Annotated in this window: 15 protein-coding genes and 2 riboswitches; of the genes, 14 read left to right on the top strand and 1 reads right to left on the bottom strand. The window is 73.4% G+C overall.

Annotated elements, in window-relative coordinates:
- The first annotated feature begins 33 nt into the window (after positions 1-33).
- The 7 genes from ychF to AC1RSJ_RS10535 all read left to right on the top strand — a co-directional run bounded on the left by ychF (position 34) and on the right by AC1RSJ_RS10535 (position 4537).
- Entirely contained in the window at positions 34-1110 is a 1077-nt protein-coding gene (gene ychF / locus AC1RSJ_RS10565; RefSeq protein WP_493118341.1) for a redox-regulated ATPase YchF, read from the top strand.
- Positions 1111-1202: 92 nt separating this feature from the next.
- Positions 1203-1790, top strand: coding sequence for an LON peptidase substrate-binding domain-containing protein (locus AC1RSJ_RS10560; RefSeq protein WP_493118340.1), 588 nt, complete (start codon positions 1203-1205; stop codon positions 1788-1790).
- 91 nt (positions 1791-1881) lie between these two features.
- Positions 1882-2205 (top strand): hypothetical protein, encoded by a 324-nt coding sequence (locus AC1RSJ_RS10555; RefSeq protein WP_493118339.1) that lies wholly within the window; start codon positions 1882-1884, stop codon positions 2203-2205.
- A gap of 177 nt (positions 2206-2382) precedes the next feature.
- The gene (locus AC1RSJ_RS10550) at positions 2383-2868 is read left to right on the top strand and encodes a hypothetical protein (RefSeq protein ID WP_493118338.1); all 486 of its coding nucleotides are present in this window, start codon (positions 2383-2385) and stop codon (positions 2866-2868) included.
- An 86-nt stretch (positions 2869-2954) separates the two neighbouring features.
- Positions 2955-3278 (top strand): DMT family transporter, encoded by a 324-nt coding sequence (locus tag AC1RSJ_RS10545; RefSeq protein WP_493118337.1) that lies wholly within the window; start codon positions 2955-2957, stop codon positions 3276-3278.
- Between the two features lie 111 nt (positions 3279-3389).
- Entirely contained in the window at positions 3390-3938 is a 549-nt protein-coding gene (locus AC1RSJ_RS10540; RefSeq protein ID WP_493118336.1) for a hypothetical protein, read from the top strand.
- Entirely contained in the window at positions 3935-4537 is a 603-nt protein-coding gene (locus AC1RSJ_RS10535) for a hypothetical protein (protein WP_493118335.1), read from the top strand. The genes AC1RSJ_RS10540 and AC1RSJ_RS10535 overlap by 4 nt, the downstream gene beginning before the upstream one ends.
- Before the next feature lie 24 nt (positions 4538-4561).
- Here AC1RSJ_RS10535 and AC1RSJ_RS10530 read toward each other — a convergent pair whose 3' ends face one another.
- Positions 4562-6079 (bottom strand): M81 family metallopeptidase, encoded by a 1518-nt coding sequence (locus tag AC1RSJ_RS10530; protein WP_493118334.1) that lies wholly within the window; start codon positions 6077-6079, stop codon positions 4562-4564.
- A 121-nt stretch (positions 6080-6200) separates the two neighbouring features.
- On the opposite strand from AC1RSJ_RS10530, the gene AC1RSJ_RS10525 reads away from it, so the two are divergent.
- The 7 genes from AC1RSJ_RS10525 (at position 6201) to gcvH (ending at position 12280) form a co-directional block, all read left to right on the top strand.
- Positions 6201-7313, top strand: a complete 1113-nt coding sequence (locus tag AC1RSJ_RS10525; RefSeq protein WP_493118333.1) for a trans-sulfuration enzyme family protein — start codon at positions 6201-6203, stop codon at positions 7311-7313.
- A gap of 39 nt (positions 7314-7352) precedes the next feature.
- Positions 7353-7907, top strand: coding sequence for a hypothetical protein (locus AC1RSJ_RS10520; protein WP_493118331.1), 555 nt, complete (start codon positions 7353-7355; stop codon positions 7905-7907).
- A gap of 22 nt (positions 7908-7929) precedes the next feature.
- Positions 7930-8694, top strand: coding sequence for a hypothetical protein (locus tag AC1RSJ_RS10515; protein ID WP_493118330.1), 765 nt, complete (start codon positions 7930-7932; stop codon positions 8692-8694).
- Between the two features lie 41 nt (positions 8695-8735).
- Positions 8736-9341: a hypothetical protein gene (locus tag AC1RSJ_RS10510; RefSeq protein ID WP_493118329.1), complete on the top strand. Its 606-nt coding sequence runs from the start codon at positions 8736-8738 to the stop codon at positions 9339-9341.
- Positions 9342-9443: 102 nt separating this feature from the next.
- Positions 9444-10466, top strand: coding sequence for a LacI family DNA-binding transcriptional regulator (locus AC1RSJ_RS10505; RefSeq protein WP_493118328.1), 1023 nt, complete (start codon positions 9444-9446; stop codon positions 10464-10466).
- Between the two features lie 41 nt (positions 10467-10507).
- Positions 10508-10601, top strand: a riboswitch (glycine riboswitch).
- A riboswitch (glycine riboswitch) is annotated at positions 10602-10715 on the top strand.
- A 36-nt stretch (positions 10716-10751) separates the two neighbouring features.
- Positions 10752-11903 (top strand): glycine cleavage system aminomethyltransferase GcvT, encoded by a 1152-nt coding sequence (gene gcvT / locus AC1RSJ_RS10500; protein WP_493118327.1) that lies wholly within the window; start codon positions 10752-10754, stop codon positions 11901-11903.
- Between the two features lie 5 nt (positions 11904-11908).
- Positions 11909-12280, top strand: a complete 372-nt coding sequence (gene gcvH, locus AC1RSJ_RS10495; RefSeq protein WP_493118326.1) for a glycine cleavage system protein GcvH — start codon at positions 11909-11911, stop codon at positions 12278-12280.
- The last annotated feature ends 5 nt before the right edge of the window (positions 12281-12285 follow it).

The raw sequence follows: 12285 nt of genomic DNA, 5'->3' as shown, positions 1-12285 counted from the left end.
GGCGCCGCATCCCCGCCGGTACGCTGGGGCACCGTGGCTCTCACCATCGGCATCGTCGGACTGCCCAATGTCGGCAAGTCGACGCTCTTCAACGCCCTGACGAAGAACAGCGTGCTCGCGGCGAACTACCCGTTCGCCACCATCGAGCCGAACGTCGGCGTCGTGAACCTGCCGGACCCGCGGCTCCAGGTGCTCTCCGACCTGTTCTCGAGCGAGCGGATCGTGGCCGCGACGGTGTCGTTCGTCGACATCGCCGGCATCGTGAAGGGCGCGAGCGAGGGCGAGGGGCTTGGCAACCAGTTCCTCGCGAACATCCGCGAGGCCGACGCCATCGCGCAGGTGGTGCGGGCGTTCACCGACGGCGACGTCATCCACGTCGCCGGGTCGGTCGACCCGCAGGGCGACCTCGACACCATCAACACCGAGCTCATGCTCGCCGACCTGCAGACCCTCGAGAAGGCGGTCGTACGGCTCGAGAAGGAGGTCCGCGGCAAGAAGGCGGACCCGGCCGTGCTCGCCGCGGCGCAGGCCGCCCAGGCCTCCCTGGGCGAGGGCACGCCGCTGTCGCAGGCGAAGGGCATCGAGCTGCCGCTGCTCAAGGAGCTCGGGCTGCTCACCGCCAAGCCGGTCATCTACGTCTTCAACGTCGACGAGGGCATCCTCGGTGACGCGGGGCGGATGGCGGAGCTCGCGGCGATCGTCGCGCCCGCCCAGGCCGTCTTCCTCGACGCGAAGATCGAGTCCGAGCTCATCGACCTCGACCCCGAGGACGCCGCCGAGCTGCTCGCGTCGACCGGGCAGACCGAGAGCGGACTCGACCAGCTCGCCCGCATCGGCTTCGACACCCTCGGCCTGCAGACGTATCTCACGGCGGGTCCGAAGGAGTCGCGCGCGTGGACCGTGCCGAAGGGCGCGAAGGCGCCGCAGGCCGCCGGCGTCATCCACACCGACTTCGAGAAGGGCTTCATCAAGGCGGAGGTGATCGGCTACGACGACCTCGTCGCCGCCGGCTCCGTCGCCGAGGCCCGCTCCCACGGCAAGGCCCGCATCGAGGGCAAGGACTACGTCATGCAGGACGGCGACGTGGTGGAGTTCCGCTTCAACGTGTGACGCGGCCGGTGATCCGGCATGGCGACGTGGTGGAGCCTCGCACTCGTGACGCTCGGGTCGCGGTGCTTGACTGGAGCATGGCCGCGTCACCGATGTTCCCGCTCGGATCGGTCCTGTTCCCCGGTGTGCCCGTCCCACTGCGGGTGTTCGAGCCCCGGTACCTGATGCTGATCGGGCGGCTGCTCGACGAACAGGAAGCCGACTCCGAGTTCGGCGTCGTCCTGATCGAGCGCGGACACGAGGCCGGGGGCGGCGACCAGCGCGCCTCGGTGGGGACGATGGCACGTCTGGTGAGCGTGGCCGCGGGCGCCGACGATCTGCTCATCCTGGGCCTGGGCACCCGGCGGTTCTCCGTCGAGCGGTGGCTCGACGACGACCCGTATCCCCGAGCCGAGCTGTCGATGCTGCCGGAGCTGGAGTGGTCCGAGGCGCTCGCGCCGCTCCGGTCCGAGGCGGAAGCGGTGGTCCGACGCATCATCGCCCGCATCGCGGAGCCGCAGACGGATGCCGACCTCGAGCTGTCCGACGATCCCGTCACGTCCGCGTGGCAGCTCGCGGCGATCGCCCCGCTGGGCGAGTACGACCGGTACACCCTGTTGAAGTCCACGTCGATGGCAGGCCTCCTCCGTCAGGTGATCGATCTGACCCTCGAGGCCGAGGAGCTCTGGTCTGCTGAGTGAGGCGTCGGACCTGGCTTCGATGCGCACACCATCCCGCCGAATTCCGGTTCGACGGAGACCCCGAGTCGCCCCGACGGGCTAGCGTCTCGGCATGGCACGACGGCGACGACCTCCAGAGCTGCGGGACTGGGCGCGGATCGTCGACCGCGAGTGGCGGCTCATGCTCGTCTCCGGCGAGGTGCTGACGCCGCGGCGCGAGCTCTCCGTCGCGGAAGCGCGTGCGCTCGCCGTCGGGATGTCCGTCTACTACCTCGGGTATCGCATCTCCGTGCGGCAGCTCACGGGTGATCGGGTCGCCATCGCCCGCGAGCTCGCGCTGTCGCGCGATGACGTCGATGGTCCGGACTACAACCTGTTCCACCTGTTCCGCGGCGATCGGGGCACCGACGCCGTCGTGATCGACCACCAGCACTGAGCTCGCGACCGCCCGTGCACCCCGAGCGGGGAATGGACGACGTGGGGATCAGCCGTCAGCCTGAGGGCATGAGGGAGCACAGGCTGCGGGAGCAGCGATCGCATGCCGCATAGCGCCGGCGCCCGTCCGCGTCCTCGCAGTCGCGCCTGGCCGCGCATCGTCGGATGGATCGTTCCCGTGCTCGGCGTCGCGGTCTTCGCCGTGCTGGCGCTCGTCAGCCTCGGTCTCGGCGTGGCCGGCCTCGTCGACCTCCGCGAGCCGACGCTGCACGGCACCTTCATCGAGGAGAGCTGCGGCGAGTGGCATTTCTCGAAATGGCAGGGCGCGGTCTGCACGAGCCGCGGCATCTGGATCAGCGACGACGGCCGGACGACGCTGCGCGACATCCGCCTTGATGGCACGGTCGGGGAGGACCGCACCGTCCGGGCGACCTACCGGCCGACCGGGCTCCTCAACGACCGCGACTCGGGACGCGTCCACGCCGAGGGGCTCGAGGTCCTCTCGCTCCTGACCCCGTGGGGGCTTCTCGTCCTGTGCGTGGCGATCGGCGGCGGGCTGCTGGCTCGCGCGGCGAGCGCGAATCCCTGGCGGGTGGCGCGCACCCGACCCCGCCCCCGGCGACGTCGCCGCGCTGCCCAGGACCTGCCCAGCGCGCCCCGCTAGCCTGGGGGCCGGACGGCAGCGATCCGTCCACCGGACGAGGGCTCCCCGTACCCGGCCATGACCGACGGGCTGAAACGAGCATCGTCGTGTACTGGATCGTCCTCATCGTCTCGGGCCTGCTGGAGGCCGTCTGGGCCACCGCGCTCGGCCGCAGCGCCGGCTTCACCAAGCTCGCGCCGACCATCGTGTTCGGCGTCGGCATCGTCGCGAGCATGGCCGGGCTCGCGTTCGCGATGCGCGGCATCCCGATCGGCACGGCGTACGCCGTCTGGGTCGGCATCGGCGCGGCGCTCACCGTCGGCTTCGCGATGGCGACCGGCGCCGAGAGCGTCTCGGTGCTGAAGGTGCTGCTGATCCTCGGCCTCGTCGGCTGCGTCGTCGGGCTGAAGCTCGTCGGCGACGCGCACTGAGTCCGGTGCGGACCCCCGGACGGAGCATCCGGCGCCTTGATCGCGCATCGCAGTCGGCAACCGGGATCTTCCGCCGCCGTGTCCGCGCGGCGGCGCGCTAGCCTGCCCGGCATGTCCTCGCGAATCCGACGCCTTGAGCGCGCCCGGGACTCCGGCCGCTATGTGCGCATCACCCGGAGCCCGCGCTACGCGGACACCATCGACGGGCTCGTCGTCGGTCTCGGACGCCGCTGGGCGCTGATGGTCGAGGCGCAGGACGGCGGCGTGCCCGGCGGACTCATCGCGGTCCGGATCGCCGACGTCCGGACCGTCGAACGGGACCGCTCGTTCCAGAGCGACTACGCCGCGACGCTGCCCGGCTGGCCGCCGGTCTCACCCAGCGGCGTCGATCTCGACTCGAGCCGCGGCCTGCTCGAGTCGCTCGCCGCGCTCCACCCGCTGATCGGCATCGAGAGGGAGCGGAAGCGCAAAGGCATGTGGATCGGCGTGGTCGACGAGCTGCAGGGTGCCTGGCTATGGCTGCACGAGGTGCGTCCCGATGCAACCTGGCACGACGTGCCGCGCGGGTACCGGCGGCGGACGATCACGAAGGTGCAGGCCGACAGCGCCTACCAGCGCGGCCTCTGGGTGATGTCGCAGGCTTCGGCACCGACGTCGTGAACGCGACCGTCGCCGACGACCCGTTCGCGCGCGTGCTGCTCCCGATCGACGGATCGCCGTCGGGCTTCCGCCTCGACGGCCGCGACCGGTGGTTCTGGTGGGGGACTCGGGCCGACGGGTCCGGCCGCGACGCGATCGCGACGCTGGACGGGCGCAGCATCGCCTTCCGATCGGCGGCCGAGTGCGCCGAGTTCGCCTCGGCGCGAGGATGGCCGGCGATCGAGGACGGATGGGTTCCCGAGCCGGAGGCGTCGGAGCTCGACCCTCCAGGGTTCGTGGACCTGGACCCGATCGCGGATTGGCTGGCGCACCGTCGCACCGTGCTCGATCCCGCCGCCGCGCTCGACACGCTCAACTTCTCCCTCGACGTGCCGCCGTTCTCCGCGCAGGAGCCGGTGCGCACCGGCGCGACTCAGGACCGCTGCTACGAGAAGCTGTTCGCCGCGTCGGTGCCATGGGTCTTCGACCTCGAGTCGTACTCGCCGCGCTGGTCGCCCCACGAGCTCCGAGTACTGCGGCGGATGCTGACGCGAGCGGCCGCGCACCTGCGTGCCGCGCTCCGCGACGCGATTCGCGCGGCGCCCGATCCAGGGGCCTGAGCGGCGCCGTCCCGCCCCCGCTCCTCACCCGGCCGAGTACGCCGTCCCGGCGATCTCGTGCTCCATGTCCGAGTCGAGCGGGAACACCGGCCGCACCACCCGCGTCCACTCGAGCGTCTCGAAGTCCATCGCGCCGGCGCCCGGGCTGCGCAGCAGGATGAAGCGGCCGGCCGCGTCCTCGAGCTGCGGCAGCAGGTAGCCGAACTTCAGCACGTAGACGGCGTGCGAGGTCGGATCGATGCCCATCGCGCGGAGGTGATCCGGCTGGCTGACGTAGAGGCGCACGGCGTGCAGGGTCACCAGGGTCGTGCCGATCCGGAGCCGCACCCAGGCGCCCTCCGAGCGGGTCGGCGTCGAGCTGGACGGGTCGGGATCGGGGATGACGAGGGCGTCCGCGAACGCCTCCACCACCGCATCCACCCGGTGCGACGACCGCGGGACGGATCGGTGCTCGGCGCCGAGGTCGATCGACACCGTCGCGCCGACGCCGGCCGCCATGCACGCCGCGACGGTCTCGGGCGCGTAGATGCCGGCGACCACCGCGTCGTCGAGCTCCGGCATCCCGAGCAGGGTGGTGAGCACGATCGTGCTGTCGCCGCCCGCCCCGGCGCTCACGTTGTCGCCCGAGTCGGTGACGTACACGGGTCGATCGGAGGCCGGCGCGGCCGCCGCCGTCAGCAGCCCGTCGACCACCTCCCGGTTCTCCATGTGCAGCCCGAACTCGTGCCGGCGCGCCCACACGTCGGCCGCGATCCGCTCGGCGACGTCCCGCGCGAGCGCCGGGTCGTCGTCCGTGATCACGACCGCCTGCGTGCCGACCCACGGCCGGTCGTTCCAGCCGAAGCCGAGCAGGATCGTCGAGCGGATGACGCCCGGGATCCGGTCGTACTCCTCCAGCGAGCCCCACAGCGACCCCGCCGGCTCGTGGGTCGTCATCGACTTCTCACCCGGGATGTGCATCGGCAGGTGCACGTAGGCGCGAGTCGGCCGGGTCGTGCCGCGGGCCGCGTCGAGCACCTGGCGGGCGACCTCGGCACCGCACTCGAACTGATCGCGGTGGGGCGCCGTGCGGAGCCCGCTGACGGCCTGCAGCTCGTCGAGCATCGCGGCGGAGAGCTGCCCGTGCATGTCGAACGGGATGCCGATGGCGGTGTGCTCGCCGACCGCGGCGCGCGCGGCGAGGGTGAAGCGCGTGTCGCCGTGGTCGTCCGCTCCGTCGATCTCGAGCGCGCCGTGGTTGAGCAGCACGAGCCCGTCGAGCGGGCCGGCGTCGCGGAGCGCGGCGAGGATCTCGGTCGACACCGCGTCGTAGTAGTCCGCGTCGATGCTGCCGCCGGAGAGCGACCGGGCGAAGACGAGCGGCACGACCTCGACATCCGGCGCCGCGTCGAGCACCTCGAGGGCGCCGAGAACCGTGCGGTAGTTCGTCACCGAACGCAGCTCCTCGCCGCGCGACACCTCCGTGGAGGCGGCGTCGGTGAGGAAGGGCGAGCGGGTCATGGCCTCCTGCACCCAGCCGGCCAGCGCGATCCTCAGGGTCATCGTCTCTCCTCGCGGTCGTGCGCGGCATCGCCCGCGGCGTGCATTGCGCAAAGTTTGCGCAATGGTATCCCAGAGCGCGCTGCGCGCGTCACCCGCGTCCGGCCGTGCCACGCTTGATGCGATGAGCACCGCGCCCGAGACCGGCACCCCGGCACCGACCCCGCACCCGGCACTGCACCCGTCGACCCTGGCCGTGACGGCCGGACGACCAGATCCGTCGCCCGACGCGCCGCTGAACACGCCGGTCGTGTTCGCGTCCACCTACATCGCCGAGGGCGAGCTCGAGTACGGACGCTTCGGCAACCCGACCTGGACGGCGCTGGAGGACGCGATCGGCGCGCTCGAGGGCGGGCGCGCGCTCATCCTGGCCTCCGGGCTCGCGGCCGTGAACGCCGTGCTCGCGACGCTCGAGCCGGGTGCCCGCGTCGTCGCGCCGCGGCACGCGTATCTCGGGTCGCTCACGCAGCTCGACGAGGGGCAGCAGCGCGGACTGCTCACCCGCGAGTACGTCGACATCGAGGACACGGCCGCCGTGCTCGCCGCGATCGACGGACTCGGCGCCGGCGACCTGCTCTGGCTCGAGTCGCCCACGAATCCGGCCCTCGAGGTGGCCGACCTGCCGGCGCTCCTCGGCGCGGCGCGCGAGCGCGGCATCCGCACGGTCGTCGACAACACGTTCGCGACCCCGGTGCTGCAGCGCCCGCTCGAGCACGGCGCCGACGTCGTGCTCCACTCCGCGACGAAGTTCCTCTCCGGCCACAGCGACGCGGTCATGGGCGCGCTGGTCACGCGCGACGACGCGCTGCGCGACCGCCTCGCGAACCGACGCTCGATCCTCGGGGCGACGCCGGGGCCGATGGAGGCCTACCTCGTGCTGCGCGGCCTGCGCACGCTCGCGCTGCGCGTCGAGCGCGCCTCGGCGAACGCGGCCGACCTCGTGGAGCGGATGAGCGGCCACCCGGCGCTCGCCGAGCTGCGCTATCCGGGCTTCGGCGCGATCGTGGCGCCCGTGCTGGCGGATGCGGCGTCCGCGGACCGCTTCGTCGGCGCAGTGCGGCTCGCCCGGCATGCCACCAGCCTCGGCGGTGTGGAGACGACCCTCGAGCGCCGCCGCCGCTGGCCCGGCGAGGTGACGACCATCCCCGAGGGCCTCGTGCGCATCTCGGTCGGCGTCGAGCATGTCGACGACCTCGCCGCCGACCTCCTCCAAGCCCTCGACGTCGCGGCGGGCTGACCGCATCCCCGCGCGCCGCGGGCGCGGCAGGATGACGGCATGAGCGACTCGACCGGACGCGCCTCCGCCGATGGCGCCGCCGCACAAGCCGCGGCCGCAGCACGGGCCGTGCTCGCCGACGCCGCCGCGCGGCTCGCCTCCGGCGGCGCCCGGGACGAGCTGCTCGCGGAGCGGGTCGTGCCGAAGCCGGTGCTCGGCGTGCGGCGAGGTCCGCGGCTGCGTCCGCTCGGCCGGGTGTGGCGGCTCGGCGTGCTGCTCCTCGGCGCCGACGGGTCGCTGCGCGCGACCGGCGAGATCATCCGGGCCGGCGATCCCGGGCACTCGGCGCTCCAGTCCGCGCTCGCGACGGAGCGCCGAGAGCTGCGCGTTATGGCGCAGCGGGTCGGCATCCCCGACGGCGAGACCGTGAACCTCGACGCGCGGCCGCTCGATCCGGACGCCCCGACCGACCCGCTCGTGCCGGGCGAGCGCGACGGGATTCCCGTGCTGCTCGTGCGGTGGACGCCGCACTCGGCCTCCGACCCGATCCCGCTCGCGGCCTACGTGGCGGAGCGGGTCGAGCTGCTCGTGTCGCCGCCGGAGGGCGCGAGCTGAGCCCGCGTCCTACCCTCGGAGCGTGAGCGAGAACCGCCTGCCCCCGGGTTGGGCCACCCCGAGCGTCGGCGCCTGGACCGGCAGCGCCGCGATGGCCGTCGCCGTGCTGACCGTGCTCGAGTTCGTGATCCGGCAGGTCACGGTCGGCGCCCGCCCCGGGCTCGAGGAGGGCGACGCGCTCGTCGACTTCACCGCGCAGACCGGCGCCGGAACCCTCGGCGTGATCCTCGTCGACACGTTCCTCATGGCCGCGATCCTCGTGTTCCTCGCCGGCTTCCGGCAGATCATCACGCAGTCGCGCCCCGACGTGCAGTGGATCGCCGATCTCGCGTTCGCCTCCGGGGTCGCCTACGTCGCGGTCACGCTCGTCGGCGACGGGATGGAGGCCGGCGCCGCGCTCGACGCGGGCGCCCCGGGCGGCGGCGATCCGTCCGTCATCCGGGCCCTCACCGTCGGCCACGCGATGCTGTTCGGCTCGATCGGCTGCGTGCTCACGGCGCTCGTCTCGGCCGCGTCCGGCTATCTCACGCTGCTCTCCGGCGCCCTGCCGCGCTGGACGGGCCTGCTCGCGCTCGCCGTCGCCGCCGCGAACCTCGTCGCCGTCGGCACCGCCTTCGGCGGCACGGACGACACGTCGTTCCACTCCGCCGGCGGCTGGGGGACGGCGCTGCTCGCGACGTTCCCGTGGCTGATCTGGGTGGTCGTCGTCGGGGTGGTCGTCATCCGCGAGCGCCGCGCGCATCTCGACCGCGCCCGCACCGCGGCGATCCGCATCGTGGAGCCGTGACCGGGGGCTGACGCTCAGGCTGATCCTCGTATCCTGTGGCGGTGACCAGCCCCAGCACCGTGCGCCGCCCCGTGCAGCGCAGCCGGCTGTTCATGGGCGCCGTCGGCGTCGTCGCGCTGATCCTCGCCATCGCGAACTCGGCCGCCTCGGTCGGCTTCCCGGTCGGCTTCCAATGGCAGCGCGTGATCAACGCCCTGCTCACCGTCGATATGCTCGTCGTGTTCCTGGTGCTGCTCGCCGCCGTGCTCATCGGCACCCGCCGTGACGCGCAGCGTGCCGAGCTCGTCGGCGCGGTCATCGACCAGCAGGGTCAGGATGCGCTGCCGCCCGCCCCGGGACCGGGGGTGCTCGCGCCGATCGGCCTCGTGCTCGGCGCGATGGACTGGGTGCTCTGGCTGGTCTTCGGGTTCCCGGGGCTGCTGCACGCCCTCCTCGTCCGCAGCGAGGGCTACCTGCTCGCCGCCATCCCGATGACGCTGTTCGCCCCGCTGCTCGTGCTCGGCACCGTCTTCTCGGTCGTGGGCTTCCACCGCGGGGGCACCCGGGCGAACCGGATCGTGTCGCTCGTCGGCACCGGGCTCGGGCTGCTCATGATGGCGCTCGCCGCCGCCCTGGCCGTGCTCTGCGCGGTCGGCGCCGTCCGCTAGGCGCGCGCCGCTCGTCCGCTTCCCGACGAGCGTCGGCCGCCGTCCGCGATACAGTGACCGCGCGCCGCACACCGCGGTCCGGCGCGACAGGGGAGGGCGGGCATGGCCGGCATCCAGGACATCGCCCGCGAGACGGGGCTGTCGAAGGCCACCGTGTCCCGGGCCCTGCGCGGGCTGCCCAGCGTCGCCCCGGAGACGCTCGTCGCGGTGCGCGACGCCGCCGACCGGCTCGGCTACATCCCGTCGTCGGCGGCCGCCGGGCTCGCCACCGGGCGCCAGCGCGCGATCGGCGTGCTCGTGCCCGAGATCGACCGCTGGTTCTTCACCCGCGTGCTCACCGGGCTCGACGCCGAGCTCCGGGCCGCCGGCTACGACCTCGTGCTCTACAACCTCGGCGGCATCGCGGGCGACCGGGCGCGGCTCTTCCACCGCTCGATCCTGCGGCGCCGGGTCGACGGGCTCATCGTGCTCACGCTGACCTTCGACGAGGCCGAGGTGGAGCAGCTGCACGCCACCGAGTACCCGGTGATCGCCGTCGGCGGCCCCGGACCCGGACTGCGCCACGTCGGCATCGACGATCTCGCCGCCGCGCGGCTCGCGGTCGACCATCTCATCGAGCTCGGCCACCGCCGCATCGCGCACGTGTCCGGTCTCGACGTGGTCGGCGCGAACTCGGCCGTGCCGACACTGCGACGCCGGGGCTTCCTCGAGACCCTCGGCGCGATCGGCGTGGCCGACCGCGCCGACTGGGACGTCGACGGCGAGTTCACGATCCAGGGCGGCTACGCGGCCGGCCGGAGGCTGCTCGCGGAGCCGGGCGACCGGCCCACCGCCGTGTTCGCCTCCTCCGATGAGATGGCGATCGGCGTGCTGCAGGCCGCGCGCGAGCTCGGCATCGCGGTGCCGGACGAGCTCTCCGTGGTCGGCATCGACGGGCATCCGTTCTCGGAGCTGATGGGCCTCACCACCGTCGCGCAGGATCCCGCGGAGCAGGGGGCGGAGGCCGCGCGGCACCTGATCGCCGAGCTCGACGGCGAGGCGCCCGCGTCCGCGCTGCCGACGGCGGACATCCGCCTCATCGTCCGCTCGACGACCGCGGCGCCCCGCGAGACGTCACGTCGCTGAAACACGGCCGCTGGTAGTCTGACCGCACAACCGAACACGGCCGCAGCGATGCGGGAGAGCCGGCAGCACCGCGCCGGCACCGAAGGAGCAAGCCTCCCCGCCAATCTCTCAGGTCACCAGCACCGCATCGACAGGCCACTCTGGAAAGCGCGCACCACGGTCTCGAGCCGGTCGTGCGCCGCCGACGGTGAAAGCCGCAGCCCGCACGGGCGGCGAGCGAAGCTCTCAGGCCCATGACAGAGGGGGAGTCCAGCCACCGCTTCGCCGCGCCGACGTGAGGACTCCGTGACCGACACCCCGACAGCCCCCGAGCTGCGCACCCCGCTGCACGCGACGCACGCCGCGCTCGGCGCCGCGTTCACCGACTTCTCCGGCTGGAGCATGCCGGTGCGCTACGCCTCCGACCTGGAGGAGCACCGCGCGGTGCGCGAGGCCGCGGGCCTGTTCGACCTCAGCCACATGGCGCAGCTCTCGGTGACGGGACCGGATGCCTCCGCGGCGCTCGACGCGGCGCTCGCGGCCCACGTCTCGCGCATCCCGCTCTCGCGGGCGCGCTACACGATGCTGCTGGCCGAGGACGGCGGGGTCGTCGACGACCTCATCGTCACGGCGAACGCGCCCGGCGAGTACGCGATCGTCGCGAACGCGGGCAACCGCGCGCCGGTGCTCGCCGCCCTGCGCGAGCGGCTCGCGGCGTTCGACGCCGAGGTGCACGAGCTCGACGACGCGCTCGTCGCCGTGCAGGGGCCGCTCGCCCAGCGGATCCTCGGGTCGACGCCCGGGCTCGACGCCGACGAGGCGCTCGCGCTCGGCCACTCGCTCGACGAGCTGCCGTACTACGCGGTGATGGGCATGCGGTGGCAGGGCGAGCCGGTGCTCGTCTCGCGCACCGGCTACACCGGCGAGGACGGCTTCGAGATCTCGGTCGCCCCGGGCGCCGCACCCGCGCTCTGGGACGCCCTGCTCGAGACCGGGCGGCCGCTCGGCCTCGTGCCCGCCGGCCTCGCCGCGCGCGACTCGCTGCGCCTCGAGGCGGGCATGCCGCTGTACGGCCACGAGCTCGGCCTCGATCGCCAGCCCGCCCAGGCCGGGCTCGGCCGCATCGCGCCGCCGTCGACCAAAGAGGCCGACTTCATCGGCCGCGCGGCGGTCGTCGCCGGTCCGCCGGCCGGCGCCCGCGTGCTCGTCGGGCTCGCGGCCGAGGGTCGTCGCGCCGCCCGAGCCGGCTATCCGGTGCTCGCCGGCGACGCGACCGTCGGCGAGGTGACGAGCGGCATCCTCTCGCCGACGCTCGGCCATCCGATCGCCATGGCGCTCGTCGACCCAGACCGCGCCGCCGAGGGCACCGTCCTCGACTTCGACGTCCGCGGCACCCGCATCCCCGCGCGGGTCGTGCCGCTCCCGTTCTACTCGCGCTCCACCGACCGGAAGAAGTGACCGCCATGACCGCACCCGAGGGATTCGCCTACACCGCCGAGCACGAGTGGATCGCCGTCGACGGCGACGTCGCCACCGTCGGCATCACGCAGTACGCCGCCGACAAGCTCGGCGACGTCGTCTACGTCGACCTGCCGTCGGCCGGGGCCGCCGTGTCGTCCGGCGTCGTCGTCGGCGAGATCGAGTCGACGAAGTCGGTCGGCGAGCTGTTCGCGCCCGTCGACGGCGAGGTCGTCGAGGCGAACCAGGCGGTCGTCGACGACCCCGCGCTGGTCAACCGCGAGCCGTACGGCGCCGGCTGGCTCGTCAAGGTGCGCTTCACCGCGCTGCCCGAGCTGCTCTCCGCGGAGCAGTACGCCGCGCTGACGGGGGAGTGACGCCT

It is taken from the genome of Schumannella sp. GW821-FHT10F01 (assembly GCF_058809295.1).
This window is presented reverse-complemented; position numbering and strand designations above follow the sequence as displayed.